24 protein-coding genes are annotated in these 26,521 nt (G+C 73.0%); 11 read left to right on the top strand and 13 right to left on the bottom strand.

Annotated features, from left to right (window positions below):
- Window positions 1-56 precede the first annotated feature (56 nt).
- Complete coding sequence (ppc, locus tag MRQ36_RS17470) at window positions 57-2,843, top strand: phosphoenolpyruvate carboxylase (protein WP_242796854.1); 2,787 nt, start codon at window positions 57-59, stop codon at window positions 2,841-2,843.
- An 80-nt stretch (window positions 2,844-2,923) separates the two neighbouring features.
- On the opposite strand, the gene MRQ36_RS17465 is transcribed toward ppc, so the two are convergent.
- Entirely contained in the window at window positions 2,924-3,769 is an 846-nt protein-coding gene (locus MRQ36_RS17465; RefSeq protein ID WP_242796853.1) for a hypothetical protein, read from the bottom strand.
- 55 nt (window positions 3,770-3,824) lie between these two features.
- On the opposite strand from MRQ36_RS17465, the gene MRQ36_RS17460 reads away from it, so the two are divergent.
- Window positions 3,825-5,015, top strand: a complete 1,191-nt coding sequence (locus MRQ36_RS17460; RefSeq protein ID WP_242796851.1) for a DNA recombination protein RmuC — start codon at window positions 3,825-3,827, stop codon at window positions 5,013-5,015.
- Between the two features lie 150 nt (window positions 5,016-5,165).
- On the top strand, window positions 5,166-8,477 hold the full coding sequence (locus tag MRQ36_RS17455; RefSeq protein WP_242796849.1) for a S8 family serine peptidase: 3,312 nt from the start codon (window positions 5,166-5,168) through the stop codon (window positions 8,475-8,477).
- A gap of 301 nt (window positions 8,478-8,778) precedes the next feature.
- Here the strand turns inward: MRQ36_RS17455 and MRQ36_RS17450 are convergent, their stop codons facing one another.
- Both MRQ36_RS17450 and MRQ36_RS17445 read right to left on the bottom strand, forming a co-directional pair.
- Window positions 8,779-9,204: a hypothetical protein gene (locus MRQ36_RS17450; RefSeq protein ID WP_242796847.1), complete on the bottom strand. Its 426-nt coding sequence runs from the start codon at window positions 9,202-9,204 to the stop codon at window positions 8,779-8,781.
- A gap of 36 nt (window positions 9,205-9,240) precedes the next feature.
- A complete protein-coding gene (locus tag MRQ36_RS17445) occupies window positions 9,241-10,230 on the bottom strand; it encodes a 4-hydroxy-3-methylbut-2-enyl diphosphate reductase (RefSeq protein WP_242796845.1) in 990 nt (329 codons plus the stop codon).
- A gap of 155 nt (window positions 10,231-10,385) precedes the next feature.
- Between MRQ36_RS17445 and xseA the strand changes: the two genes are divergently transcribed.
- On the top strand, window positions 10,386-11,627 hold the full coding sequence (gene xseA / locus MRQ36_RS17440; RefSeq protein ID WP_242796843.1) for an exodeoxyribonuclease VII large subunit: 1,242 nt from the start codon (window positions 10,386-10,388) through the stop codon (window positions 11,625-11,627).
- Between the two features lie 70 nt (window positions 11,628-11,697).
- Window positions 11,698-11,910 carry an exodeoxyribonuclease VII small subunit gene (locus MRQ36_RS17435; RefSeq protein WP_242796841.1) on the top strand — a complete coding sequence of 71 codons (213 nt, stop codon included), beginning with the start codon at window positions 11,698-11,700 and terminating at the stop codon, window positions 11,908-11,910.
- Between the two features lie 61 nt (window positions 11,911-11,971).
- On the opposite strand, the gene MRQ36_RS17430 is transcribed toward MRQ36_RS17435, so the two are convergent.
- Together MRQ36_RS17430 and MRQ36_RS17425 are read right to left on the bottom strand one after the other, a co-directional pair.
- Window positions 11,972-12,832, bottom strand: coding sequence for a hypothetical protein (locus tag MRQ36_RS17430; protein WP_242796839.1), 861 nt, complete (start codon window positions 12,830-12,832; stop codon window positions 11,972-11,974).
- A gap of 179 nt (window positions 12,833-13,011) precedes the next feature.
- The gene (locus MRQ36_RS17425) at window positions 13,012-13,797 is read right to left on the bottom strand and encodes a DUF4245 domain-containing protein (RefSeq protein ID WP_242796837.1); all 786 of its coding nucleotides are present in this window, start codon (window positions 13,795-13,797) and stop codon (window positions 13,012-13,014) included.
- A gap of 383 nt (window positions 13,798-14,180) precedes the next feature.
- On the opposite strand from MRQ36_RS17425, the gene glpX reads away from it, so the two are divergent.
- Together glpX and MRQ36_RS17415 are read left to right on the top strand one after the other, a co-directional pair.
- The gene (glpX, locus tag MRQ36_RS17420; RefSeq protein ID WP_242796835.1) at window positions 14,181-15,212 is read left to right on the top strand and encodes a class II fructose-bisphosphatase; all 1,032 of its coding nucleotides are present in this window, start codon (window positions 14,181-14,183) and stop codon (window positions 15,210-15,212) included.
- A gap of 29 nt (window positions 15,213-15,241) precedes the next feature.
- On the top strand, window positions 15,242-16,174 hold the full coding sequence (locus MRQ36_RS17415) for a DMT family transporter (RefSeq protein ID WP_278188391.1): 933 nt from the start codon (window positions 15,242-15,244) through the stop codon (window positions 16,172-16,174).
- A gap of 63 nt (window positions 16,175-16,237) precedes the next feature.
- On the opposite strand, the gene MRQ36_RS17410 is transcribed toward MRQ36_RS17415, so the two are convergent.
- Window positions 16,238-17,173 (bottom strand): NAD-dependent epimerase/dehydratase family protein, encoded by a 936-nt coding sequence (locus MRQ36_RS17410; RefSeq protein ID WP_242796831.1) that lies wholly within the window; start codon window positions 17,171-17,173, stop codon window positions 16,238-16,240.
- Window positions 17,174-17,316: 143 nt separating this feature from the next.
- On the opposite strand from MRQ36_RS17410, the gene MRQ36_RS17405 reads away from it, so the two are divergent.
- On the top strand, window positions 17,317-18,012 hold the full coding sequence (locus MRQ36_RS17405) for a TetR/AcrR family transcriptional regulator (protein WP_242796829.1): 696 nt from the start codon (window positions 17,317-17,319) through the stop codon (window positions 18,010-18,012).
- A gap of 12 nt (window positions 18,013-18,024) precedes the next feature.
- On the opposite strand, the gene MRQ36_RS17400 is transcribed toward MRQ36_RS17405, so the two are convergent.
- The 6 genes from MRQ36_RS17400 to MRQ36_RS17375 form a co-directional block, all read right to left on the bottom strand.
- Window positions 18,025-18,993: an NAD(P)/FAD-dependent oxidoreductase gene (locus MRQ36_RS17400; protein ID WP_242796827.1), complete on the bottom strand. Its 969-nt coding sequence runs from the start codon at window positions 18,991-18,993 to the stop codon at window positions 18,025-18,027.
- 106 nt (window positions 18,994-19,099) lie between these two features.
- Window positions 19,100-19,756 carry a rhomboid family intramembrane serine protease gene (locus MRQ36_RS17395; RefSeq protein ID WP_242796825.1) on the bottom strand — a complete coding sequence of 219 codons (657 nt, stop codon included), beginning with the start codon at window positions 19,754-19,756 and terminating at the stop codon, window positions 19,100-19,102.
- A 115-nt stretch (window positions 19,757-19,871) separates the two neighbouring features.
- A complete protein-coding gene (locus MRQ36_RS17390) occupies window positions 19,872-20,573 on the bottom strand; it encodes a lytic transglycosylase domain-containing protein (protein WP_242796823.1) in 702 nt (233 codons plus the stop codon).
- Window positions 20,574-20,860: 287 nt separating this feature from the next.
- The gene (locus MRQ36_RS17385; protein WP_242796821.1) at window positions 20,861-22,276 is read right to left on the bottom strand and encodes a PhoH family protein; all 1,416 of its coding nucleotides are present in this window, start codon (window positions 22,274-22,276) and stop codon (window positions 20,861-20,863) included.
- A 345-nt stretch (window positions 22,277-22,621) separates the two neighbouring features.
- A complete protein-coding gene (locus tag MRQ36_RS17380) occupies window positions 22,622-23,032 on the bottom strand; it encodes a hypothetical protein (RefSeq protein ID WP_242796819.1) in 411 nt (136 codons plus the stop codon).
- A gap of 91 nt (window positions 23,033-23,123) precedes the next feature.
- The gene (locus tag MRQ36_RS17375) at window positions 23,124-23,468 is read right to left on the bottom strand and encodes a hypothetical protein (protein ID WP_242796817.1); all 345 of its coding nucleotides are present in this window, start codon (window positions 23,466-23,468) and stop codon (window positions 23,124-23,126) included.
- 263 nt (window positions 23,469-23,731) lie between these two features.
- Between MRQ36_RS17375 and MRQ36_RS17370 the strand changes: the two genes are divergently transcribed.
- The 3 genes from MRQ36_RS17370 to otsB all read left to right on the top strand — a co-directional run bounded on the left by MRQ36_RS17370 (window position 23,732) and on the right by otsB (window position 25,596).
- The gene (locus MRQ36_RS17370) at window positions 23,732-24,172 is read left to right on the top strand and encodes an XRE family transcriptional regulator (RefSeq protein ID WP_242796815.1); all 441 of its coding nucleotides are present in this window, start codon (window positions 23,732-23,734) and stop codon (window positions 24,170-24,172) included.
- A gap of 176 nt (window positions 24,173-24,348) precedes the next feature.
- Window positions 24,349-24,702 (top strand): hypothetical protein, encoded by a 354-nt coding sequence (locus MRQ36_RS17365; protein WP_242796813.1) that lies wholly within the window; start codon window positions 24,349-24,351, stop codon window positions 24,700-24,702.
- 69 nt (window positions 24,703-24,771) lie between these two features.
- Window positions 24,772-25,596: a trehalose-phosphatase gene (otsB, locus tag MRQ36_RS17360; RefSeq protein WP_242796811.1), complete on the top strand. Its 825-nt coding sequence runs from the start codon at window positions 24,772-24,774 to the stop codon at window positions 25,594-25,596.
- A 130-nt stretch (window positions 25,597-25,726) separates the two neighbouring features.
- Here otsB and MRQ36_RS17355 read toward each other — a convergent pair whose 3' ends face one another.
- On the bottom strand, window positions 25,727-26,497 hold the full coding sequence (locus tag MRQ36_RS17355) for an isoprenyl transferase (protein WP_242796809.1): 771 nt from the start codon (window positions 26,495-26,497) through the stop codon (window positions 25,727-25,729).
- Window positions 26,498-26,521: the final 24 nt, after the last annotated feature.

Genomic DNA, 26,521 nt, shown 5'->3' with positions numbered 1-26,521 from the left:
TACGATCCAGGGAGTCGGACAGCGCTGTCCTTCGTACTCACGTAAGGAGCGCACCCGTGACCGACCAGCACGACCACGACGGCCCGGACGCCGCGCTGCGGGCCGACATCCGCCGCCTCGGCACCCTGCTCGGGCAGACCCTCGCCCGCCAGGAGGGCCGCCCCCTGCTCGACCTGGTCGAGGAGATCCGCGCCGAGGTCCGCTCCGACGCACCCGCCGCCGCCCAGCGACTCGGTGGCCTCGACGTCAGCACCGGCACCAAGCTGGCCCGGGCCTTCTCCACCTACTTCCACCTGGCCAACATCACCGAACAGGTGCACCGCGCCCGCGACCTGCGTCGCCGTCGGGCCACCCACGGGGGCTGGCTGGACCAGGCCGCCAAGATGATCGCCGAGCGCGGGGTGCCGGCCGAGGAGATCGCCGCCGCGGCCCGCCGCCTGGCGGTCCGCCCGGTCTTCACCGCCCACCCGACCGAGGCGGCCCGCCGCTCGATCCTGTCGAAGCTGCGCGCGATCGCCGACGAGCTGGACGCCGAGACCGCCAACGCGATCCTCTACGGCGCCAGCGACGAGGGCCCGGCCAACCGGCGGCTGGCCGAACTGCTCGACCTGATGTGGCAGACCGACGAGCTGCGGCTGGACCGGCCCGACCCGACCGACGAGGCCCGCAACGCCATCTACTACCTGCGCGACCTCTATGCGGAGGCCGCCCCGCAGGTCCTCGACGACCTCGCCGACACGCTGCGCACCCTCGGCGTGGAGACCTCGCCGACGTCCCGCCCACTGACCTTCGGCACCTGGATCGGCGGCGACCGGGACGGCAACCCGTTCGTCACGCCCGTGGTCACCCGCGAGGTGCTGCGGATCCAGCACGAGCACGGCATCGCCGCCACCGAGAAGGCGATGGACCAGCTCATCAACGAGGTCTCCGTCTCCCGCCGGCTGCGCGCGGTGTCGCTGGACCTCTCCGCCAGCCTCGCCGCCGACCTGGACGCGCTGCCCGAGGTGGCGCCCCGGTTCCGCCGGGTCAACGCCGAGGAGCCCTACCGGCTCAAGGCGCGCTGCGTGAAGGCGAAGCTGGCCAACACCCGGGAGCGGCTGCGCACCGGCACCGCGCACGCGCCGGGGCGGGACTACCGGGGCGCGGCCGAGCTGATCGCCGACCTGGAGCTGCTGCGCGCCTCCCTCGCCCGCAACTCCGGGCAGCTCACCGCCGTCGGCCGGCTCGCCTCCACCATCCGTACGGTCTCCGCGTTCGGCCTGCACCTGGCGACGATGGACGTCCGGGAGCACGCCGAGAAGCACCACGAGGTGCTGGCCCAGCTCTACGAGGCGGTCGGCGAGGTGTCGGACTACCCGTCGCTGACCCGGCTGGAGCGGACCAAGCTGCTCGCCGACGAGCTGACCGGCCGCCGGCCGCTCTCCACCCTGGACACCCCGCTGACCGAGTCGGCGCAGAAGACGTTCGACGTCTTCGCCACCATCCGCGAGGCGCAGGACCGGTTCGGCGCCGAGGTGATCGAGTCGTACATCATCTCGATGACCCTGGGCGTCGACGACGTGCTCGCCGCGGTGGTGCTGGCCCGCGAGGCCGGCCTGCTGGACGTGCACTCCGGTCGGGCCCGGATCGGCATCGTGCCGCTGCTGGAGACCCCGGCCGAGCTGAACGCCGGCGGTGAGCTCCTCGACGAGCTGCTCTCCCTGCCGGCCTACCGGGCGCTCGTCGCGGCCCGGGGCGACGTGCAGGAGGTGATGCTGGGCTACTCCGACTCCAACAAGGAGGCCGGCATCACCACCAGCCAGTGGTCCATCCACCGGGCGCAGCGCGCGCTGCGGGACGTGGCCGCCCGGCACGGCGTACACCTGCGGCTCTTCCACGGTCGGGGCGGCACGGTGGGCCGGGGTGGCGGCCCGACCCACGACGCGATCCTGGCCCAGCCGTACGGCACGCTGGACGGCGCGATCAAGGTGACCGAGCAGGGCGAGGTCATCTCCGACAAGTACACGCTGCCCGCGCTGGCCCGGGAGAACCTGGAGCTGACGGTGGCCGCGGTGCTCCAGGCGACCCTGCTGCACACCGCGCCCCGGCAGCCGGCCGAGCAGCTGGAACGCTGGGACGCCGCGATGGACGTGGTCTCCGACTCCGCCTTCCGGTGCTACCGGTCGCTGGTCGAGGACCCGGACCTGCCGGCGTACTTCTGGGCGTCCACCCCGACCGAGCTGCTCGGCGCGCTGAACATCGGCTCCCGGCCGGCGAAGCGGCCGAACACCGGGGCCGGTCTGTCCGGCCTGCGGGCCATCCCGTGGGTGTTCGGCTGGACGCAGACCCGGCAGATCGTGCCGGGCTGGTTCGGGGTCGGCTCCGGGTTGGCCGCCGCGCGGGCGGCCGGGCTGGAGGACGTGCTCGCCGAGATGAACCGGAACTGGCACTTCTTCCGCACGTTCCTGTCGAACGTCGAGATGATGCTGACCAAGACCGACCTGAGCATCGCCCGCCGCTACGTGGAGACGCTGGTCCCGAAGAAGCTGCACCCGATCTTCGACAAGATCGAGCAGGAGTACGAGCTGACCAAGCAGGAGGTGCTGGCGATCACCGGCTCACCGGCCCTGCTGGAGAACTCGCCGGTGCTCCAGCGCACCCTGGCCGTCCGGGACACCTACCTGGAGCCGCTGCACCACCTCCAGGTGGCGCTGCTGCGCCAGTACCGCGAGTCCGGCGCCGCCGGTCGGGCGGTGGCGACCGCACCGGGCGGCCGTCGGGCCCCCAGCGACGGTACGGCCCTGGAGCGGGCGCTGCTGACCACCGTCAACGGCATCGCCGCCGGCATGCGCAACACCGGCTGAGGTGTAAGGAGGGGCCCCCTGTTAACGCATTTTGCATAGCAGGGGGCCCCTCTTAACGCCCGCACGGCGCGGGCGGCGCGTCACCAGTCGCCGCCACCACCGAAGTCACCGCCGCCGCCGAAGTCGCCGCCGAAGTCCCCGCCGCCTCCGCCGAAGTCGCCACCGCCGGAGAAGTCACCGGCGTAGTCGCCGCCGCCCGGGTCACCGGCGAACTGGTCGCCGCCGCCCTGGTCGCCGAAGTCGCCGCCGTCGTTGTTGTCGCCGTAGTCGGCCCCGTCCTGGAAGCCCTCCTGGTAGCCCTCGTCGTAGCCGTACCCCGGGTCGGCGAAGGCCGGCGAGAAGAGCGCGTCGGCGATCAACATGCCGCCCAGCACGCCGGCGCCGGTGCCCAGCGCGGTCTTCCACCACGGCGTCGAGTACCAGCCGGCCGGCACCGACCGGCCCTGGTAGCGCCCGCCCGGGTAGTAGTAGGGCGTGCCCTGGCCGGGCTGCGGGCCGGCCCGGAAGGTCTGCCCCTGCACGTTGACCTCACGCTCCCGGGTGAGCTGACCCGAACCCCGGGCGGCGGCCAGCGGCGGCAGCTCGGGACCGGGGTCGATACCCATCGCGGTCCGCGCCGCCCGGATGTACGCCAGCCCCTCCAGCGCCGTCTCCCGGGCCAGCGCGAGCTGGTGCGGGGTCCGCGCCTGCTCCAGCTGGGAGCCGGCCGCGTTGTACCGCTCACCCGCGTCGGCCAGCGCCTGGCGTACCGCCGGGGCGTCGCCGTGCAGGTTCATCAGCTGCCCGCCCAGCCGCTCGTACCACCGCTGCGCCTCGGCGCGCGCGTCGGCCAGCTCGGTCGCCCGCCGGGACCTGCTCCCCCATCGCCAGAACACGAACGCACCTCCGAGCATCAGCACCAGGATCACCCACAGGGCACTTTCCATGACCTCGAACGTACCCAGCGGGCGCTCGTCGTACCCGTTTGGCAAGCTCTCTGCCATGAGCTTCTCGACGCTGGCCGTGGTGGTGCTCTGCCTCGCCGCGGGCGGCGCGGTCGGGTGGCTCGCCGCCCGGTCGCGCGCGGCGGCCGACATCGCCCGGCTGGAGGCGACCCTGGAGGCCACCCGGGCGGGCGAGGGGCGGCTGGAGCAGTCGATGCGGGCGCTCAGCTACGAGGCGACCGCACAGTCGCAGGAGGCGGTCGCCCGGGCGGTCGCCCCGCTGCACGACACACTGCGCCGCTACGAGGCCCGGGTGGCCGAGCTGGAGCACGACCGGGTCGACGCCTACGCCGAGCTGCGCGAGCAGGTGCGGGCGATGGGCGCGGTCTCCGGCGAGCTGCGCACCGAGACCAAGCAGCTGGTGGCGGCGCTGCGCGCCCCCCAGGTGCGCGGCCGGTGGGGTGAGCACCAGCTGCGCCGGATCGTCGAGGCCGCCGGCATGCTGGAGCACTGCGACTTCAGCGAGCAGGTCACGGCCGCCACCGACCACCAGGGGGTACGCCCCGACCTGGTGGTCCGGCTGCACGGCGGCCGGACGGTGGTGGTCGACGCCAAGGCGCCGTTCGACGCCTACCTGACCGCGATGGAGGCACGCGACGAGCGGGGCCGGGACACCCACCTGGACGCGCACGCGAAGCACCTGCGGGCGCACGTGGACGCCCTCGCCGCCAAGTCCTACTGGGCGGCCTTCGACTCGACGCCCGAGTTCGTGGTGCTCTTCGTGCCGGCCGACCCGTTCCTGGACGTGGCGTTGCAGCGCGACCCGACGCTGCTGGAGCACGCGTTCGCCCGCAACGTGGTGCTGGCGACGCCGGCCACCCTGGTGGCGCTGCTGCGCACGGTGGCCTACTCGTGGCGGCAGGAGGTGCTGGCCCGCAACGCGGTGGCGGTGCACTCCCTGGCCCGCGAGCTGTACGGGCGACTGTCCACCCTGGGCGAGCACGTCGGCAAGCTCGGTTCGTCACTCGGCGGGGCGGTGACGGCATACAACCGGGCGGTCGGGTCGCTGGAGGCGCGGGTGCTGGTCAGTGCCCGCAAGCTCGCCGAGCTGGGGGTGTCCGACCAGGATCTGGTCACGCCGGCCCAGGTCGAGCTGGCACCCCGGCAGCCGCAGGCCCCGGAGCTGCTGGACGGTGGCGTGGGCGGCCCGTCCACATCGGCCGAACGGCCATTGGACATCGACGTTTAACACGACCGACGTGACGATGAAGGCCGATCCCCGTCACGGACCGGTCACAACCTACTCCGGAGTAGTGACACCGGTTCGGGCACCGGGACAGGATCACGCTCACGCGTGCCCTGTTTCTGAGTAGGGCCCTGTTCTCTGGAGGAAGAGAACGTGAGTCAACCCCGCAACCGGAGCCGGCGTACCTCCGCCGCGCTCTTCGCCTCGGTCCTGGCGGCCGGCGCCATGACCGTCGGGGGAGGCGCCGCGACCGCGAGCGCCGCCCCCGCGTCCACCCCCGACGTCTCGCAGCCGACCGCCGTCGAGACGCTGGGCGCGCACGACGCCAAGCTCCTCGACGAGGCGGAGGCGAAGCACGCCCCGACCGTCACCCTGATCATCGCCGCCAGGAAGGGCTCGGCCAAGAAGGTCGCGGACGGCCTGAAGGGTCTCGGCGCCTCGATCAGCCAGCGGTACGACCAAGTCGGCTACGTGCTGGCCAAGGTGCCCACCGCCAAGGTGCTGAAGGCGGCCATGCTGCCCGGCGTCGCCGCCGTCGACCTCGACGAGACCATCAAGCTCCCCGACCCGGCCCCCGAGGCCGCCCCGGCCGGCGCGAAGACCGCCGAGCAGGGCGAGACCCTGGCCGGCCCGGGTGCGGACACCGGTGCGGTCAACCCGTACATGCCGACCAACGAGACCGGCGCGGAGTCCTTCAAGGCCGCCCACCCGGAGTGGGACGGCCGCGGCGTCACCATCGGCATCATGGACTCGGGCATCGACCTGGACCAGCCGGCGCTGCAGACGACCACCACGGGCGAGCGCAAGATCGTCGACTGGGTCACCGCCACCGACCCGCTCGAGGATCTCACCTGGCGCCGGATGAACAACGAGGTCGTCGGACCGACCTTCACCTCCACCCTGTCCGGGGCGACGGTGTGGACGGCTCCCGCCGGCACCTACCGGTTCAACCTGTTCCGCGAGGCCATCACCTCCGCGAGCGACCCGAAGGGTGACGTCAACCGCGACGGTGACACCACGGACGCCTGGGGCATCCTCTACAACCCCGTCAACGGTGACATCCGGGTCGACGTGAACCAGAACAACGACTTCACCGACGACGAGGTGATGCGGCCGTACAAGGAGAAGTTCCAGGTCGGCCACTTCGGCACGGACAACCCCGACACGGCCGTACGCGAGCAGATGCCGTTCGTCGTCGAGTACCGCCGCAACGTCGACACCACGCCGGCCGGCGTCCCGGGCACCTCGGACTACGTGAACATCGGCATCATCGAGGCGACCCACGGCACGCACGTCGCCGGCATCACCGCCGCCAACGGCATGCTCGGCAACAAGGCCTTCAACGGCGCGGCCCCCGGCGCCAAGCTGGTCTCCGCACGGGCCTGCTCCTGGGGCGGCGGCTGCACCGCCGCGGCGCTCACCACCGGCATGGTCGACCTGGTGGTCAACCGCAAGGTCGACGTGGTCAACATGTCGATCGGTGGCCTGCCGGCGCTGAACGACGGCGCGAACGCCCGCGCCAACCTCTACAACACGCTGATCAACACGTACGGCGTGCAGATGTTCATCTCGGCCGGCAACTCCGGTCCGGGCCTGAACACCGTCGGCGACCCCTCCGTCGCCACCGACGTGGTCAGCGTCGCCGCCAGCGTCAGCAAGGACACCTGGCTGGCCAACTACGGCTCGGTGGTCCGCAAGGACAACGCCCTGTTCAACTTCTCCTCGCGCGGCCCGCGTGAGGACGGCGGCTTCAAGCCGAACATCACCGCTCCCGGCTCGGCGATCTCCACCGCGCCGACCTGGCAGCCGGGCGGCCCGGTCGCCGAGGCCGGCTACCCGCTGCCCCCGGGCTACCAGATGCTGAACGGCACCTCGATGGCCTCCCCGCAGGCCGCCGGTGCTGCCGCCCTGCTGCTCTCGGCCGGTAAGGCCAAGGGCCAGGCGGTCACCCCGGCCGCGCTGCGCCGGGCCATCTACACCGCCGCCAAGCCGATCGCCGGCGTCCCGACGTACGCGCAGGGCTACGGCATGTTCGACGTGAACGGCGCGTGGAACCTGCTGGACAAGGGCGTGCAGACCCGGACCTACACCTCCGCGGCGCCGGTCTGCACCGCGCTGTCGGCGAACCTGACGAAGTACGACCCGACGACCGGGACGTTCGAGCCGAACCCGAACATGGGCACCGGCATCTACAACGACTGCGCCGCCGAGCAGGGCGGGCAGAAGGTCAAGGAGGGGCGCTACTACGAGGTCAAGCTGACCCGTACCAGCGGCCCGAACAAGGGTGTCGCACACAACGTCGCCTTCCGGGGCAACGACGGCACCTACACCGCTCCGCAGGTGGTGTGGCTGCCGCTGAACAAGACCGTCACCGTCAAGGTCAAGGCCAAGCCGCTGACCGCCGGCGCGCACGGCGCCATCATGACCGTCGACGACCCGGCCACCTCGGTGGTCGACTTCGAGGTCAGCGCCGTCGTGGTCGCCTCCAACCCGGTCACCGCGCCGGACTACGCCTTCTCCGCCGAGGGCTCGGTCGACCGGAACAGCTTCACGTCGTACTTCGTGACCGTGCCGCAGGGCGCGGGCGCGCTCCAGGTGAACCTCTCGGGGATCGCCACCGGTTCGCAGACCCGGTTCATCGCCATCAACCCGTACGGCGTGCCGGTCGAGAGCACCGCCAGCACCGCCTGCTACACCAACTTCTCCGACGCCGCCGTCTGCAAGCCGCAGGAGCGGGACTACCAGAACCCGATCCCGGGCGTCTGGGAGATCGAGGTGGAGGCCCGCCGGACCTCGCCGGCGCTGGACAACCCGTTCCAGCTCCAGGCGCGGGTGCAGGGCGTGAAGGTCGAGCCGGCCACGGTCGAGCTGCCGTCGGTGACCGCCGGCACGCCGACCGACGTGAGCTGGGGCCTGACCAACACGTTCGGCCCGGTCCAGGTGACCGGTGTCGGCGGCCCGCTGTCCAGCGTGCGTGCCGAGCGGCCGACCATCGCCGAGGGCACCAGCCAGGAATACCTGGTGGACGTCCCGGCGGGGGCGACCTCGTTCACCGCGCGGATCGGCAACACCGCCGACCTCGGCGCCGACCTTGACCTGTACGTCTTCCTCGGCACCACCGAGGTCGGGCGTTCGGCTGACGGTGACTCGGAGGAGGCCGTCACCCTGAAGAGCCCGGCCGCCGGCACCTACCGGGTGCGGATCGACGGCTACGCCGTCGACGGTCCGGGCACCAGCACCGCGTACGACTACCGGGACTCGTTCTCGGCGGCGGCGCTGGGCTCGCTCTCCGCCCCGGCCACCCCGCTGGCCCTGACCAACGGTGCCACCGCCACCCTCACCGGTACGGTGACCGCCCTGGCGGCCCCGGCCGCCGGCCGGGAGCTCTACGGCGACCTGGCCGTCACCACCGTCGACGGCGCGGTCGTCGGCCGCGGCTCGGTGGCGATCGGCGCGGTCAACTGACCTGACCCACCACCACCCGGAGCCCCGCCCCCACCCGTGGGGGCGGGGCTCCCCCTTTCCCGACGCCCATCCCCACCCCCGCTCCCGCCCCAGGCCCCTCCCCCTCCGCCCCCCCAGAGCCCGTTGATCAAGAAGTTTTGGTCGGAAATACCGGCGCTGATGACGCAAACTTCTTGATCAACCGGACTGAGGGGATGGGGTTGGGCTGAGGGGGGTGGGTCTGGGCTGGGGGGGCAGGAGGGGGCGCTGGGGTGCGAGAGCTGGCCCGCCTGGAAGGGAGAGGGGGAGGGAGGAGGGAGGGTCAGGCGGGGCGGGCGGACTCGACGACGAAGGGGGTGCCCTGCTGGCAGGTGGTCATCATGTCCGGCTGGGGACGACCGGTGACCGTCACCTTCGCGCCGGGCCTGAGCAGGTCGCGGGGGCCGCCGATCAGCAGGTTGCCGTCGAGCAGCAGGCAGTTGGGCTCGACGCCGCCCTGAACGGTGCCGGTGAGCGTGGTGCCGCCGGGGCCGGGAGGCTTCGAGGGGCCGCCCCTCGGCGGCAGGGTCGGCAGCGGGTCCGCCGGGGCACTCGGGGTCGCCGACGCGCTGGGGTCGGGGCTGGTGGAGCTGGGCACCGGGGCGGCTCCCGTCGGGCTGGGACTGGCGGGGCCGCCACCCTGGCCGCCGCAGGCGCTCAGCGCCGCGCACACGACCAGGACGGCGAGCACCCTCCGAGGAGTCTTCATGACCGGTTGGACGTACCGGAGTGGGTGTGGGGTTCCTCAGCCGCGCGCGGTCGCGGCGGCCTTCATGTCCCGCTTGAGCTCCTGCGGCAGCGAGAAGGTCAGCCGCTCGTTGGCGGTGGTGATCTCCTCGACGCCGGTGAAGCCCCGCTCGGCGAGGTGGGCGAGCACCTCCTGCACCAGCTCGTCCGGGACGCTGGCACCGGAGGTGACGCCGACCGTGTCGGCCCCGGCGAGCCAGTCGTCCTCGATCTCGTGGGCGAAGTCGACCAGGTGGCCGGCGCGGGCGCCCGCGTCCAGCGCCACCTCGACCAGCCGGACCGAGTTGGAGGAGTTCCGGGAGCCGACGACGATCACCACGTCGCACTCCGGGGCGATCTCCTTCACCACGTGCTGACGGTTGGAGGTGGCATAGCAGATGTCGTCGCTGGGCGGCGACTGCAGCAGCGGCAGCCGCGTCTTGAGCCGGGCCACCGTCTCCAGCGTCTCGTCCACCGACAGGGTGGTCTGGGAGAGCCAGACGACCTTGTTCGGGTCACGGACGGTGATCTTGTCGACCCCGTCGGGACCGTCGACCAGCTGGATGTGCGCGGGCGCCTCACCGGCGGTGCCGATGACCTCCTCGTGCCCCTCGTGGCCGATCAGCAGGATGTCGTAGTCCTCGGCGGCGAACCGCTTGGCCTCCTGGTGCACCTTGGTGACCAGCGGGCAGGTGGCGTCGATCGCCTTCAGCGAACGCTCCCGGGCCTGCTCGTAGACCTCCGGGGCCACGCCGTGCGCGGAGAAGATGACGGTGGCGCCCTCGGGCACCTCCTCGTTCTCCTCCACGAAGATCGCGCCCTTGGCCTCCAGGGTCTGCACCACGTGCTTGTTGTGCACGATCTGCTTGCGGACATAGATCGGGGCGCCGTAGAGCTTCAACGCCTCCTCGACGGTCTGCACCGCCCGGTCCACGCCCGCGCAGTAGCCGCGGGGCTTGGCCAGGAGCACGCGCTTGCCGGTCCGGGGAGTCGCCTGAGCCTGAGTCACGCCCCCCATCCTACGACCCCTCCCTCCCCCCACCCCCGACCGCGCACCCGCCCCCGGTCCTGCTGATCATGGGGTTGGCGGCAGTTCCCCAGATCGACACCGCCGCCAACCCCATGATCAGCGGGGGCGTCAGGGGTGGGCCGTAGGGTGGGTGGGTGAGCGAGGCGGGGCAGGGCGGGCAGGGCGGGCAGGGCGGGCGGAGCACGTCGGACGAGCCGTGGCCGGTGCGGGTGGTCAGCCAGAAGGTGGGGGCCTGGATCGCGCGGCTGGGGTGGGTGTGGGTCGACGGCCAGGTGGCGCAGATCAGCCGGCGGCCCGGCGCCTCCACCGTCTTCCTCACCCTGCGCGACCCGTCGGCCGACCTGAGCCTCACCGTCACCACCAACCGGGACGTGCTCGACGCGGGTGCGCCGGAGCTGCGCGAGGGTGCCCGGGTGGTGCTGCACGCCAAGCCCGAGTTCTATGCGGCCCGGGGCACGCTGAGCCTGCGCGCCGACGAGATCCGCCAGGTCGGCCTCGGTGAGCTGCTGGCCCGGCTGGAGAAGCTCAAGAAGCTGCTCGCCGCCGAGGGCCTGTTCGACCGGTCCCGCAAGCGCCGCCCGCCGTTTCTGCCGGGCCGGATCGGGCTGATCACCGGCCGCGCCTCGGCCGCCGAGCGGGATGTGCTGACCAATGCCCGGCGGCGCTGGCCGGCGGTGGAGTTCCGCACGGTCAACGTCGCGGTGCAGGGGCCGAGCGCGGTCCCGCAGATCGTCGACGCGCTGAAGGTCCTCGACGCCGACCCGACCATCGACGTGATCGTGCTGGCCCGCGGCGGCGGCGGCATCGAGGACCTGCTGCCCTTCTCCGACGAGGCGCTCTGCCGGGCGGTCTTCGCCTGTCGTACGCCGGTGGTCAGCGCGATCGGTCACGAGACGGACACGCCGCTGGTCGACTACGTCGCGGACGTGCGTGCCTCCACCCCGACCGACGCGGCGAAGCGGATCGTGCCCGACCTCACCGAGGAGGTACGCCTGATCGGCCAGGCCCGGTCCCGGCTGGAGCGGGCCGTGCGCAATCTGGTCGACCGCGAGTCGCACCGCCTCGACCTGCTCCGCTCCCGGCCGGTGCTGGCCCGCCCGCAGGTGATGGTGGACCAGCGGGTCGTGGAGGTGACCGCGCTGCGCGACCGGAGCGGTCGCTGCCTCGACCACCGGCTCGGCGCCGCCGACGACGACCTGCGGCACACGCTGGCCCGGCTGCGCGCCCTCTCCCCCGCGGCCACGCTCGACCGGGGCTACGCGATCGTCCAGCGCGCCGACGGCCACGTGGTCCGCGCGGCGGCCGAGGTCACCAAGGGCGACCCCCTGCGGGTACGCCTCGCCGAGGGCGAGCTGACCGCCACGGTGGACGGCTGACCGGGCGACCGGAGCACCGGGCGGTAGGGGAACACGGGCGACGTCGGAGGGGTGTGGTGGGATGTCGGCGATGACTGACGAGAAGAAGGACGAGCGGCTCAGCTACGAGCAGGCCCGCGCCGAGCTGGCCTCGGTGGTCGAGCGGCTGGAGGCCGGCGGCACGTCGCTGGAGGAGTCGCTGGCGCTCTGGGAGCGCGGCGAGCAGCTGGCCCAGATCTGCCAGCGCTGGCTCGATGGGGCCCGGGCCCGGATCGACGCCGCCCGCCAGCGCACCGACGCCTGACCACCGCAGGGCGGAACGCGGGCGGGGCGGCCGGAGCCGCCCCGCGTCTGCGCGTACCGCCTCAGTTGAACAGGTTGTAGAGCTCCGGCGGCGCCTCGACGACCTGGTCGGCCGGCGGCTTCTGGGCCGCGGTGGCGGAACCGTAGTCCGAGTAGGTCATCTTGATCTCCTGCGCGGCGCTCTGCCCGGCGGCCGGGACCTGGAGCACCAGCTCGCTGAGCCGGCCCTGCGGGTCCACCTTGGCGGTGAACGGCACCTGCTGGGCCTGCGCCCCCAGGGCGGTGATCAGGGTGGGGTCGACGGAACCGGCCTGGGCCGCCTTCGACACGTCGACGGTGCCGGCGTACGTGCCGTCGCCGGTCTTGCGGACCTCGGTGATGCCCTGGGTGATGACCGCGCTGCCGGCCGGGTCGAACGTGTCGAAGTCGAAGCCCAGCGCCCGGTTGCCCTTGATCCGGGTCTGGTCGAGATGCTGGTACTTGCCGGTGTTGATCTTCTGAATCGCCGGCACGCTGCTGGCCGTCTTGCCGCCCACCTCCAGCTTCACCCAGCTGTCCGGCTTGAAGTGGATCACGTCCAGCTTCAGCATCAGGTCGGAGGACTGGTCGCCGATGGTCATCTTCATCTCGGCGCTCTGACTGGGCTCGTGCACCTGCCCCTCGGCGCTGGACCCCACGCCGGACATGGTGAACCGGAAGTTGCCGTTCTTGATCTCGTTCGTCGAGTCGAGCAGGGCCTGCTTGGCGGCGGGATCACCGGCGCCGGGGGTCGCGCCGCTCGGGGCGATGCTGCCGGAGACGGTCGGGGACGCGGAGGTCGTCCCCGCTGCGCCGGTGCCGGTGCCGGTGCTGTTGCAGGCGGCCAGACCGGGAGTGAGCAACGCTGCGGCGAAGGCCGCCGCGCTGAAGCGTCGAATCGTCACGTGAACCTCTCCAGGTGGTCGTCCGGCCCACGGAAGGCGCCGGAGGCGTCGCGCCGCAGCCCTGACGCCGGCTCCGGCGCACGACCCGCCCGGTCGAGGTGTCCGGCGGACGAGGTCGTACCCCTTCTGTTCCCTGAAGCGGTCTTCGGCAATCCCTGTCCGGTCCGGTGCCCGACCGCTCAGCGCAGTGAGCCGGCGAGCCGACGCAGCTCGGCCTCCCCCGCGTCGCCGATGACGATGACCGTGCGGTTCGGTTCGAGGAGCACCAGGGCCTGCTCGTTGCCGCGGGCGGTGTACCGCTGCCAGCTTCCCCCGGGCAGGGCGGCCGGGCCCTGCGGCTGCCCGCCGCTCAGCTCGGTCTTCAGCAGCCGGTCGGCGGGCACGTTGCTCTGCACGAGCTGCGCGCCACGCCCTTCGGGCGTCACGTAGCCGATCCGAAGCGTCGCGCCCCCGTCGGCGGTCTGGTAGCGGGCGCTGACCGGGTGCCAGTCGGAGCCGAGGCCCTCGGGTTGGTTGACCGGGAAGGTGTTGGCCGCCCGGGCCTCGGCGATCGCCGGTGCCGGGTCGACGGTGCTGGGTTCGTCGCCGCCGAGGAAGCCCCGGTAGAAGGCGAGCAGCAGCGCGATCGGGACCAGCAGGACCAGCAGGGACAGCGCCATGTCCTTCGGCGACCGCTCGGAGCGCGCCTTCTCCCGGCGGGCGGGCGGCGCGGGCTGGTCGCCGGAGACGGCCGGGTGGGGGCCGGCCCCACCCCGGGCCGGGCCGTCGACCGGTTCGACGAGCGCCGGCTCGCCGGCGTCGGCGAGCGGCGCCGGCCCGGTCGGCTCCACCAGGGCCGGTTCGCCGACCTGCGGGATCGGTCTGCCGGCCGGCGAGCCCGGCCCGGCGGTCGGCGGGACCGGCGGCTGGCCGTCCGGCGGGGTCGCATCGGCGGGTACGCGGTCGGCTGGCTGTGCGGGTTCCACGTACCCATTCTCGCAGCCGCCGGGCCGGTGGCGCCCGACCACCGTCGCCCGGCCGCGCCCACCCCCGCCCGAGCACCCGGAGTCGAGCCGTGCCCTACCCGGCCCGCCCACCGCGGGACGGGCCGCGCACACCGCCGTCCGCCGACGGAGACCGGCCGCACCGACCACGCGGAGCGAACTTTCTCACAACCGATCCGGCCCTCGGCCCGGGCCGGGAACGACCGGCCAGGTCAGGGGTCGTTTCGCGGGTTGACCGGAAGCGGGTCCGGCGTGACCCGCCCCGGCGTTACGTTGGCCACCGTGTGAGGATCAGCGACAAACCGGCGGCGGCGACGGCCGCATCCTGCCGGTCCACCCCGCAACGTCGCGAGGAGGAAGCCGTCATGACGAACACCAGGACGCGGATCCCCCAGGATCTCGACCGCAACCTCGCCCTCGATCTGGTCCGGGTCACCGAGGCCGCGGCGATGGCCGCCGGCCGGTGGGTCGGCCGGGGCGACAAGGAGGGCGGCGACGGGGCAGCCGTCGACGCCATGCGCAAGCTGATCAACTCGATCCCGATGCGGGGCGTCGTGGTGATCGGCGAGGGCGAGAAGGACAACGCCCCGATGCTCTTCAACGGCGAGGAGGTCGGTGACGGCACCGGCGCCGAGGTGGACGTGGCGGTGGACCCGGTCGACGGCACGACCCTGATGAGCAAGGGCATGCCGAACGCCCTCGCGGTGCTCGCGGTCTCCGAGCGGGGTGCGATGTTCGACCCGAGCGCGGTCTTCTACATGGAGAAGCTCGCCGTCGGCCCGGCGTACGCCGACGTGGTCGACATCAACGCCGGGGTGGCCGAGAACATCCGGCGGATCGCCAAGGTGAAGGGGACCGACGTCTCCGAGGTGACGGTCTGCGTCCTGGACCGGTCCCGCCACGACGACCTGGTGAAGGAGATCCGGCGGATCGGGGCGGGCATCCGGTTCATCTCCGACGGGGACATCGCCGGCTCGATCGCCGCTGCCCGGGGTGAGTCCGACGTCGACGTGCTGATGGGCATCGGCGGCACGCCGGAGGGGATCATCTCCGCCTGCGCGCTGAAGTGCATGGGCGGGGCGATGCAGGCGAAGCTCTGGCCGCGGGACGCGCAGGAGCGGGAGAAGGCGCTCGCCGCCGGGCACGACCTGGACCGGGTGCTGCTCACCGACGACCTGGTCACCGGGGACAACTGCTTCTTCGTGGCGACCGGGGTGACCTCGGGCGACCTGCTGCGCGGGGTGCGGTACCGGGCCGGTGGGGCGTACACCCAGTCGATCGTGATGCGCTCCAAGAGCGGCACGATCCGGGTGATCGACTCGTACCACCGGCTGGAGAAGCTGGCCCTCTACTCGGCGATCGACTTCGACGGTCGCCCGCTGGCCGAGCAGGAGTGACCGCGACCGCGACGACGGCGCCGCCCACGCTGTCGACCGCGCGGCGGATCGCCGGCGTCGGGCTGGCCACCGCCTCCGGGGTCGCGGTGGCCGTGCAGTCCCGGATCAACGGCGAGTTGGGCGTACGCCTCGGCGACGGGATCGCCGCCGCGGTGGTCTCGTTCGGCCTGGGCCTGCTGGTGCTGCTGGTGCTGGTTCCCGCCACCCCGGGCGGCCGGCGGGGCGTGGCCGCGCTGCGGACCGCCCTGCGCGGCGGGACGCTCCGGCCGTGGCAGTGCCTGGGCGGGGTGTGCGGGGCGTTCCTGGTGGCCACGCAGGGGTTGACCATCGGCACGCTGGGCGTGGCCGTCTTCACGGTGGCGGTGGTGGCCGGGCAGTCCGGCAGCAGCCTGCTGGTCGACCGGGCCGGCGTGGGCCCGCTGGGCCGCCAGCCGGTCACCCCGGCCCGGCTGGTCGGCGCGGTGCTGACCGTGCTGGCGGTGCTGCTGGCGGTCGGCGACCGGCTCGCTGACCCGGGCGCCCTGGCGCTGGCCGTGCTGCCGCTGCTGGCCGGGGTGGGCATTGCCTGGCAGCAGGCGGTGAACGGGCGGGTCCGGGGGGCCGCCGGCAGTGCGCTGACCGCCACGCTGGTCAACTTCGCCGTCGGCACGCTGGCGCTGCTGGTCACGTTCGCGATCGACGTGGCGGTACGCGGCCGCCCGTCGGGCGGCTTCCCGCCGGAGCCGTGGCTCTATCTGGGTGGCCCCATCGGCATCCTCTTCATCGCGCTGGCCGCCGCGATCGTCCGCTTCACCGGGGTGCTGCTGCTCGGCCTGGCGACCATCGCCGGGCAGGTCGTCGGTGCCGTCCTGCTGGACCTGCTGCTGCCGACGGCGGCCTCGCACCCCGGCCCGGCGACCCTGGCCGGGGCGGCGCTGACCATGGTCGCGGTCCTCGTCGCCGCCCTCGGCTCCCGCCGGTAAGGAGGGGCCCCCTGCTAACGCCTCCGGCATAGGAGGGGCCCCCTGCTAACACAGGGGCCCGGGTCAGCGCCCGGCCGCCACGGGCGTGCGCAGGCCGGCGATCACCTCGGTCAGGGCGTCGTCGAGCGGGGTGGGTGCCAGGCCGAAGGTGGCGGTGAAGGCGGTCGAGTCCAGCAGGTAGGGCCGGTCGAACTGGTAGGCGGTCTCGCGCATCTCCCGTGCCATCGGGTTGACCAGCCCGCCGAGCCAGAGCGCGGCGTAGGGCAGCCGGGTCAGCTTCGGCACGGGGGCGCCGGTCAGGGCTGCCGTCCGCGCCGCCAGCTCCCGCACCGACAGGGCCGGCGGGCTGGGCACGTGCCAGGCCCGTCCCCAGGCCCGCTCGTCGGTGGCGGCCGTGACGAGGGCACGGGCGACGTCCGGCACGTACGTGAAGGTGTGCGGGGCGTCCGGGTCGACCGGCAGGACCATCCGCCGCCCGGCGAGCACCTGGGGGATCACCATGCTGGTCAGCGAGTTGGCCTCGGTGCCGAGGTAGTCGGACCCCCGCACCTCGGTGACCCGGACCCGACCGGCCCGGTGGGCGGCCAGCGCGTCGGTCCACATCCGGTTGCGGACCCGCCCCTTGGTGCCGGTGGCGGCGAGCGGGGTGGCCTCGGTCATCGGGCCGTCGACCGGGCCGTACCCGTAGAGGTTGCCGACGGTGGCGAGCACGGCGCCGGTCCGCTCGGCGGCGGTGAGCAGCGCGGCGGCCAGCGGCGGCCAGTCGGTGGCCCACCGGTGGTACGCCGGGTTGGCGCAGTTGTGCAGGGCCACGGCGCCCTCGGTCAGCGTGGTGAGCCGGTCGACGTCGGCGGCATCGGCGGCGACCCGCTCGACGCCGGGGTGCGCGGGCCCGGTCCCGCGTCGGGTGACCACCCGCACCCGGTCGCCCCGGTCGGCGAGCAGGCGGGCGGTGGCGGTGCCGACGGGGCCGGCGCCGACGATCACGTGCAGCGACATCAGGGGTCACCTTTCGAAGCAGGGATCCGATCGGAGAGCACTGCTCTCTCGATGACGACATCAGCATGGCCTGCGGAACGGCCCCCGTCAAGAGCACTGCTCTCGGTTTTGATTGCTGCTCTCACCCATGGCAGAGTGGGGCCATGGTCGCCCACACGATCCGCGCCCGGGTGCGCGCCGGAATGATGGACGAGATCAAGGCCGTCGCCCGCCGCCACCTGGCCACCGACGGCGCCAACCTCTCCCTGCGGGCGGTCGCCCGGGACATGGGCATGGTCTCCTCGGCCATCTACCGCTACTTCCCCAGCCGGGACGACCTGCTCACCGCGCTGATCCTCGAGGCGTACGCGGTGCTGGGGGACGCGGTGGAGACGGCCGACACCGGCGTCGACCGCGCCGACCTGCGCGGACGCTGGCACGCGGTGTGCCGGGCCGCCCGCCGCTGGGCGCTGGACCACCCGGCCGAGTACGCCCTGCTCTACGGCAGTCCGGTCCCCGGGTACGCCGCCCCCGACGACACCGTCGCACCGGCCCAACGCCCGCCGGAGGTGCTGATCGGCATCCTCCGGGACGGTCTCGCCACCGGCCGGCTGGACCCACCGGACGACCAGCTGCCCGAGCCGGTCCGCGCCGACCTGGCGGAGATCGCCGACGCTGTCTTCCCCGGGCTGGCCGAGTCGCTGCTCGCCCGGGGCATGGCCGGCTGGACCCAGCTCTTCGGACTGATCAGCTTCGAACTCTTCGGCCGGCTGGACCGGGCCGTCCCGCACCGCGACGAGTACTTCGACCACCAGACCGGCCTGATGGCCGACCTGATCGGCCTGCCCCGGGACGACTGACCGGGGCCGTCGTCAGCTCCCGTCGGAGGAGTGACCGGGGAAGAGGTGGGCGGCCGGGTCGATGGCCACCGCCGCGTTGTTCACCGCCGTCGCGGCCTCGCCGAAGCCGGTGGCGATCAGCCGCACCTTGCCCGGATATTCGGTGATGTCGCCGGCGGCGAAGACCCGGGGCAGGTTGGTGGCCATCGCGCTGTCCACCACGATGTGCCGGCGGTCCAGCCGCAGTCCCCACTCGGCGAGCGGGCCCAGGTCGGCGGTGAAGCCGAGCGCGGCCACCACCGTGTCCACCGGCAGCTCCTCCGGCGCCGCGCCGCGTACGGTGATCTCCGCGCCGGTCACCCGATCGTCGCCGAGCAGCCGGGTGACCTCGGCGTTCACGATCACGCGGATCGGCAGGCCCAGCGCCCGGGCGACGGTCGAGGCGTGGGCGCGGAACTTCTCCCGGCGGTGCACCAGGGTCACCGACCGGGCGATGGGCTGGAGCGTCACCGCCCAGTCGAAGGCCGAGTCGCCCCCACCGACGATGAGCACGTCCCGGCCGGCCAGCTCGGTCGGCTGCGGCACGAAGTAGACGATCCCGGCCCCGACGAAGCTCTCCGCCACCGGCAACGGCCGGGGCGTGAAGCTGCCCAGCCCGCCCGTGACGATCACCGCCCCGCAGCGCAGCTGCTCGCCCCCGGCGAGGCCGAGCAGCGGCCGTCCGTCCGGGTGGGAGAGTTTCTCGGCCCGCACCCCCAGCAGGTATTCCGGCTGGAAGGGCGCGGCCTGCGCGACGAGGTTCGCCACCAGGTCCCGGCCCTTGATCGCGGGGAAGCCGGCGACGTCCAGGATCAGCTTCTCCGGATACATCGCGGTCACCTGGCCACCCGGCTCGGGCAGCGCGTCGACGACCGCGACGGAGAGCCCCCGGAACCCGGCGTAGTACGCGGCGAAGAGCCCGGTCGGGCCGGCCCCGATCACCGCGACATCGACCTCGCGCATCGGCGCACCGTCACTTTCGCCTCACGGATCAACGCGTGCTGATGCCGACGCTAGGCGGACGGGCACCCCCGGGCAAGCACGTCCCAGGACCGTGTCCCGGCGGCGGTCAGGGGAGCGTGAGCGGGGGCTCCGAGTGCTCGGTCGGGTGGAGCTCGGCGCGGCGGCGCCGGAACAGGACCGCCGCCACGATCCCGCCGAGCAGCCCGAACAGGTGCCCCTGCCAGGAGATCCGCTCGTCGGTCGGGAGGATGCCGAGCAGCTGCCAGCCGTAGAGCAGGCCGACCAGCAGGACCACGGCGAAGTTCCACCAGCTCCGCTCGACGATGCCACGGGTGAGCAGGATGCCGAGATAACCGAAGATGACCCCGCTGGCACCCACCACGACCGAGTTCGGCGAGCCGGTGAACCAGACCCCGAGCCCGCTGACCAGAATGATCACCAGCGTCGACCAGAGGAACCGGCGGGTGCCGGCGGCGAGCACGAAGGTGCCGAGCAGGATCAGCGGGACGCTGTTGCTGTAGAGGTGGTTGAAGTCGGCGTGCAGGAACGGCGAGAAGAAGACGCCGTCCAGCCCCTGGAGGCGGTGCGGGATGATCCCGGCGGCGACGTCGAAGTTGGCGTCCAGTCCGACGTCGAGCGCCTCGATGAGGAAGAGCACCGGCACCACCGCGCACATGGCGACGAAGGCCCGGCCCAGCGCGGCGTAGAACGCCTCGGTGCCGAACCGGTGGGGGTCGCCGCCCGCAGGGCCTCGCCAGTTCACGCACCAAGAGCTACCAGCAATCGTCGCGCACCGCCACCGGAGGACCGCGCCACGCCGGAACACGACGACGGCGGGGTGTACGGCCTCCCGCACGCCCCGCCGTCGTCGACGTCGATCAGTACCAGCCGCTGCTCTCCGAGTGCGCCCAGGCGCCGCACGGGTTGTCGTACCGGCCCTCGATGTAGCCGAGGCCCCACTTGATCTGGGTGGCCGGGTTGGTCTTCCAGTCGTCGGCGACCGTGCCCATCTTGCTGCCGGGCAGCGCCTGCGGGATCCCGTACGCGCCGGAGCCGGAGTTGTAGGCCTTGTGGTTCCAGCCGCTCTCCCGGGTCCAGAGCTTGTCCAGGCACGGGAACTGGTCGATGCCGAAGCCCTCCTGGAGCATCAACGCGCAGCCGATCGCCCGGTTGCCGCTGTACTCCGAGCAGGAGGACGGGATCGGCCCGGCGTACGGCTTGGCGGCCGTCTCGGCCTCGGCCTTCGCCTTGGCCTCCGCCTCGACCCGCTCCTTCTTCCGGGACGCCGCCGCGGCCTCGGCCTCGCGGGCCCGCTCGGCGGCCTCCTTCGCCGCCTCGGCGGCCCGCTGCCGCGCCTGGTACTCGGCGGCCCGCTGCTTGGCGGAGGCGACGCGGTGGTCGGCCTGCCGGTCGCGCTGGTACGCGTACTCCGCCTGGTCGACCTCCAGGCCGACCTGTGCGGTCAGGCCCTGTTGCTGGGTCTCTCGGTCCTCGCCCAGGTAGAAGCCACCGGCGACGCCCACGGAGAGCAGCGCGACAGCAGCCGTACGGGCACCGAACCGGCTCCACAGCCGACTCACGAAGTGTCCCTTCGTCGGGGGCAATGACACGGCGCGGCGGCCGGCCCTCGATGGCCCCGCCCGCGCCGTGAGCGCCCCGACCCCACGGGCCGCAGCCGACGCCCCCGGGGCCCGCCGGGCTCCGTCACCGCTGTGACGAATGATGCTCGACGATCTTTCCGGGGCGTGGGCGCTCGTTGGACACCATCGCGCACAGTGAGACAGTTGGGAAACCGCAGGGGCCAAATGTGATCTGCGCCACTTTCAAAAGGTGCTAAAAGTGGCGCAGACCGGACGGCAGGTCCTACTCAGAGCGGGACGTCCTCCAACAGATCCGTGACCATCGCGGCGATCGGAGAACGCTCCGAACGGCTGAGCGTGACGTGCGCGAAGAGCGGATGCCCCTTCAGCGCCTCGATGACCGCGGTCACCCCGTCGTGCCGGCCCACCCGCAGGTTGTCCCGCTGGGCCACGTCGTGGGTCAGCACCACCCGCGACCCCTGGCCGATCCGGGACAGCACGGTGAGCAGCACCCCGCGTTCCAGCGACTGGGCCTCGTCCACGATCACGAAGGCGTCGTGCAGGCTCCGGCCCCGGATGTGGGTCAGCGGGAGCACCTCGAGGATCCCCCGGGAGGTGACCTCCTCCAGCACGTTCTCGTGCACCACCGCGCCGAGCGTGTCGAAGACCGCCTGGGCCCAGGGCGACATCTTCTCCGACTCCGAGCCGGGCAGGTAGCCGAGCTCCTGGCCGCCGACCGCGTAGAGCGGGCGGAACACGATCACCTTCTTGTGCCGGCGCCGCTCCATCACCGCCTCCAGCCCGGCGCAGAGCGCCAGGGCGGACTTGCCGGTGCCGGCCCGACCGCCGAGCGAGACGATGCCGATCGACTCGTCCAGCAGCAGGTCGAGGGCCACCCGCTGCTCGGCCGAGCGGCCGTGCACACCGAACGCCTCCCGGTCGCCGCGGACCAGCCGTACGGTCTTGTCGGGCAGCACCCGGCCGAGCGCCGAACCCCGGGCGGAGTGCAGCACCAACCCGGTGTGGCAGGGCAGCCCGGCCGCCTCGTCCAGGTCGAGCGTCTCGCCGGCATAGAGCTGACCGATCTGCTCCTCGGCCAGCTCCAGCTCCGCCATGCCCGTCCAGGTGGGGTCGCTGGCCTGGCCGTGCCGGTACTCGTCGGCGCGCAGGCCCACCGAGGCGGCCTTCACCCGCAGCGGCATGTCCTTGCTGACCAGCGTGACGTCCCGCCCCTCGGCGGCCAGGTTGAGCGCCACGGAGAGGATCCGCGCGTCGTTCGACTCGTTGCGGAAGCCGGGCGGAAGCACCCCGTCGTCGGTGTGGTTCAGCTCCACCCGGAGGGTCCCGCCCTGGTCGTTCGCGGGCACCGGCCGGTCCAGCCGGCCGTACGCGACGCGCAGCTCGTCCAGCATGCGTAGCGACTGCCGGGCGAACCAGCCCAGCTCGGGGTGGTGGCGCTTGCCCTCCAACTCGGAGATCACCACCAGCGGCAGCACCACCTCGTGCTCGGCGAAGCGGTGGAACGCCGCGGGGTCGGAGAGGAGGACCGAGGTGTCCAGGACGAAGGCCTGGCCGGCTGGTCGGGGCTCCTCTGCGTCGGCCGGCGGGGCGGCCGGCGCGCGGCGGCTCCGGGTGGCCCGGCGGGTCGTGGCAGTCGCGGCCGGAGTCTGTTCGGCACCGGCAGGGGTACGGCGAGTCGTCACAGGCCTGCTCCGCGGATGGGCACCCGGCCACCCGTGTTCCGCCTCGTCCGGTGCCCGGTGGACACGGGGTCGGATGCGGGCCCCGTGCGCGAGGTCGCAGGTCCGGGCTGGCCGGCTGGCCCGGGAGAACCCCGTGCCATGACTAGACGCTAGCCGCGCGGACGCGCCTCGGCTAGTGGTCGCCGCCGATGCCCTCCGATCGAGGGCCGGGGCCGGGACACGGCGGAGCCGGCCGGGATGCATGCCCCCTGCGCGCATCCCGGCCGGCCGGGGCCAGGGTCACCGGTCTGACCTGGCCCCACGGTGCGTGTCCGCCGCGGACGACGCACCGGGTCGAGGCGGATCTCAGCCGTGCCGGCGGACCAGCATCCCGGTGGGGTGGGGTCCGGCCGCCGCGAACGAGGATCCGGTGTAGGTGGTGCCCTGCCGGGCGGCGACCGCACCGAGCTGCGGGGCCGTGCCAGCGCGCGCCGACGGGCCGGCGGCGGCCCGACCAGCGAGCGGTACCGCACCCGTCGCCCCGCGCACCGGCGTCGTCGACGGCGGTACGGCGACCGGGCGGGCCAGGGCCGAGGCGATCACGGCCTGGGCGTCCCGGCGACGCCGGTTCCAGGCCCCACGGTCGCCGTCGAAATAGCCCTGGCGGTAGCCGAAGCGGTAACCGATCCGGTAGCTGAGCTGGCCGTGCAACCGGCCCGCCGCATAGCTGGTGGAGCCGAGCAGGAGGACGAGGACGACGACGAGGGACGGGCTCATCCGGCGGCTCCCGTCGGCGCACCGACTCCGGACCGGGTCGCGGTGGCGGGCCGGGTCGCGGTGGCGGGCCGGGTCGCGGTGGCGGGCCGGGTCATCGCTCCTCCGGCTCGCTCGGGCTGGGCTCGGCGACCAGCAGCCGCTCCAGGTCGGCGGTGCTGACGTCCTCGACCAGCTCCACGCTGATCCGGCAGCCGTCCAGCACGACCTCGGCCACCGAGGACCGCCGGATCTCGCCGCCGGCGTCGTAGACCCGGACGCTCAGCTCCGGACAGCCGAGGTGGGTACGCCAGGCGTCCCACTCCTCCCGGTCGCCGACGCTCAGCGACACGTAGCGGCAGCCCCGGGCGAGGTAGAGGCGCCAGGGGGCGCTCAGGCCGGCGGCGACCCCCTCGGCGATCAGACCGAAGGCCTGGGCGCGGGTCGCGAGCTCGGTCACGAGACCCCCTCGGCACCTGCGGGGTGACGCATGTGAGCACTCGTCGTCTCATGCACGTGACACACCGTAAGTTGTCTCATGCGCGTGACAGTATCAGCTTTTCGGCCCGCTGCCGCCGTACCGGCGGTCATCTATTCTGGCCGGGTGACACCCCTCAAGAGGGTACCGGATCGTTGGCGGTCAACCCGAGAGAGTCGTCACGTTCGCGTGACAGCAGCGTGCCGGGCCAGCCCGGCGCGGACGACTGGTCGTACCGTCACGGGGTGACCGAGACGACCAACGCCCGGAAGATCGCCTTCGCCACCTTCGTCCGCCGGGCACTCGACGACGCCCGCGCCATGCGGGCCTGGAGCGGCACCGAGGTCTCCCGGCGCACCGGCGTCTCCCGGCAGACCATCAACCGGTGGGTCCGCGGCGACTGGGCCAGCGACCCGGAGGTCGAGCGGGTGGTCGCCTTCTGCGAGGGGCTCGGGCTCAACCCGACCGCCGCCTTCACCGCCCTCGGCTGGGACCGGGCCGCCCCGCAGCCGGCCGGCCCCACCGCGCCGCCGATGGACCCGGACGTCGAGGCCCTGCTGCGTCGGCTCGTCGACCCGACCGTCTCCGACGCGGAGAAGTTCCACATCCGGGAGACGATCAGATACCTCGCCTACCGCCCGACCATGCCGGTTGACGTGGGAAAACGAGGCAGGCAGGCCGGCTGACGGCCCGTCCGGCGGTTTGCTCAGATGGCGAAAGAACGGTCGGGCAGACCCGATCGTTTACCCACCGGGCGGAAACGAGCACGCTAGCGTCCACTCGTACTGCTTGGGCTCGTCATCGGCGGGGGGACGGGACAAGGCCGAACCCAGCCCTGCGGGACAGAAGGAGGGGTCTGTCCATGACCCTGAAATGGTTGGCAGTCGTGGTCGCGGTGGTCTCACTGACCTCGTGCGTGACCGGCAACGTGGTGGTCGGAGTCCTCAACGGCGGTCAGCTTCCCCTGGTCGTCAATCTCTTCGCGCTCACCACGGCCGGCACCGCGGTGGTCCTCGCGGTCGTCGCCGAACTGCACGACCGGCTCAACGACCGGGTCAGCGCGCTCACCGAGTTCCTGGTGGCGCGGCTCAACGAGATCGAGGCGCACACCGGCGACCGGAACACCGGGTTCGTGGAGGGCTACCTGCTCAGCCACGGCCAGGAGGCGGAGGTCGTGCCGTTCGGGCGTCGGGGACGGGGAGCCGCCGAACGCTGACCTTCCCGCCCGCCGAACGTCACATCGCGGCCACGAATGAGCGCCCCCGCGCGGGGTACGCTGTCGCGCGTGCCGCCGTTGAATCTGGGCAACCAGCAGCCGAAGACCCCGTTGGACGCCGTGCACGCCTGGCGTACGACCGCCGAGCGTGCGGGCGACACCGTGCTCTTCTTCGACTTCGACGGCACGCTCGCGCCGGTCGACGACGACCCGGCCGCGGTCCAGCCCGCGCCGAAGGTGCTCGCCGCCCTGACCGCGCTCGCTCCCGTCGTACGCCGGATCGCGATCGTCTCCGCGCGACCGGTGGAGTTCCTCCGCGACCACTTCGGTGGGCTCGCCGGCATCGACCTCTACGGGCTGTACGGCCTGGAGCACAGCCACTCCGGCGGCGAGACGGTCACCGAGCCGGCCGCGCTGCCCTGGGTGCCGACCATGGCCGAGCTGGCCGACCAGGCCCGGGCCGAGCTGCCGCCGGGCGTCCTGGTCGAGTTCAAGCGGCTCTCCGTCGCCCTGCACTGGCGCACCGCGCCGCAGCTCGGCGAGATCGTGCAGGAGTGGGGCCGGGCCCGGGCCGACCGGCTCGGACTGCGCTGCCAGGCCGGCCGGATGGTGCTGGAGCTGAAGCCCCCGGTCGACCGGGACAAGGGCCTGGTCATCGGCGAGATCATCCGGGACGCCGGCGGGGCCTGGTACTTCGGCGACGACGTCTCCGACATCAAGGCCTTCGCCGCCCTGCGCGCGCGGGCCGCCGCCGACCCCGACTTCGTGGGCGTCTGCGTGGCGGTGGCGAACCCGGAGACCGGCCACGAGGTCGCCGACGCCGCCGACCTCACCCTCGACTCGCCCGCCGCCCTGGGCGACTTCCTGACTGACGCCCTCCCCCACCTCACCTGACCCCATCCCGCCCCTCCCGGCCGGTGGTCGCGGTCGATCATGGAGTCGTGGCGGGTGACGAAAGCCGCACGGGGCGTGAAACGGGCACCACACGTCCATGATCGACGCGCGGGGCGTGGGGCGTGGGGGGTCAGGCGCCGAAGCGGCGTTGGCGGGTGGCGTAGGAACGTAGGGCGCGGAGGAAGTCGACGCGGCGGAAGTCGGGCCAGTTGAGTTCGCAGAAATAGAACTCCGAGTGCGCGCTCTGCCAGAGCATGAAGCCGGAGAGGCGCTGCTCACCGCTGGTCCGGATGATCAGATCCGGGTCCGGCAGGCCCTTGGTGTAGAGGTGCTCGGAGATGTGGTCCACGTCGATCGAGCTGGCCAGCTCCTCGACGGTGCCGCCGTTCGCCGCGTGCTCCAGCAGCAACGAGCGGACCGCGTCGGCGATCTCCCGCCGGCCGCCGTACCCGACCGCGATGTTGACCTGGGCACCACCGCTGCGGTCCCGGGTCCGCTCCTCGGCCGCCTTGAGCGCGGCGGCGTGCTGCGCGGGCAGCACGTCCAGCGCGCCCACCATCCGCAGCCGCCAGGGGTTGCCCTCCTCGGCCAGCTCGGTGGTGAGGTCCTCGATGATCTGGAGCAGCGGGTCCAGCTCGGCCGCCGGCCGGGTCAGGTTGTCGGTGGAGAGCAGCCAGAGCGTCACGTGGCCCACGCCCGCCGCGTCGCACCAGCGCAGCAGCTCCTTGATCCGCTCGGCGCCCATCCGGTGGCCGTCGTTCGGGTCGACGAAGCCCATCTCGCGGGCCCATCTGCGGTTGCCGTCGCACATCACACCGACGTGCCGGGGCACCGGCTTACCCGCGAGCCTGGCCGTCAGCCGGCGCTCGTAGACGGAGTAGAGGAGTTTCCGCAGAGTCATCACCTTGCAGGGTAGCGAGCCGGC

Origin of the sequence: Micromonospora sp. R77 (genome assembly GCF_022747945.1) — a bacterium.
GTDB lineage: Bacteria > Actinomycetota > Actinomycetes > Mycobacteriales > Micromonosporaceae > Micromonospora.
The sequence above is the reverse complement of the archived record's forward strand: the minus strand, read 5'-3'. Positions and strand labels throughout refer to the sequence as shown.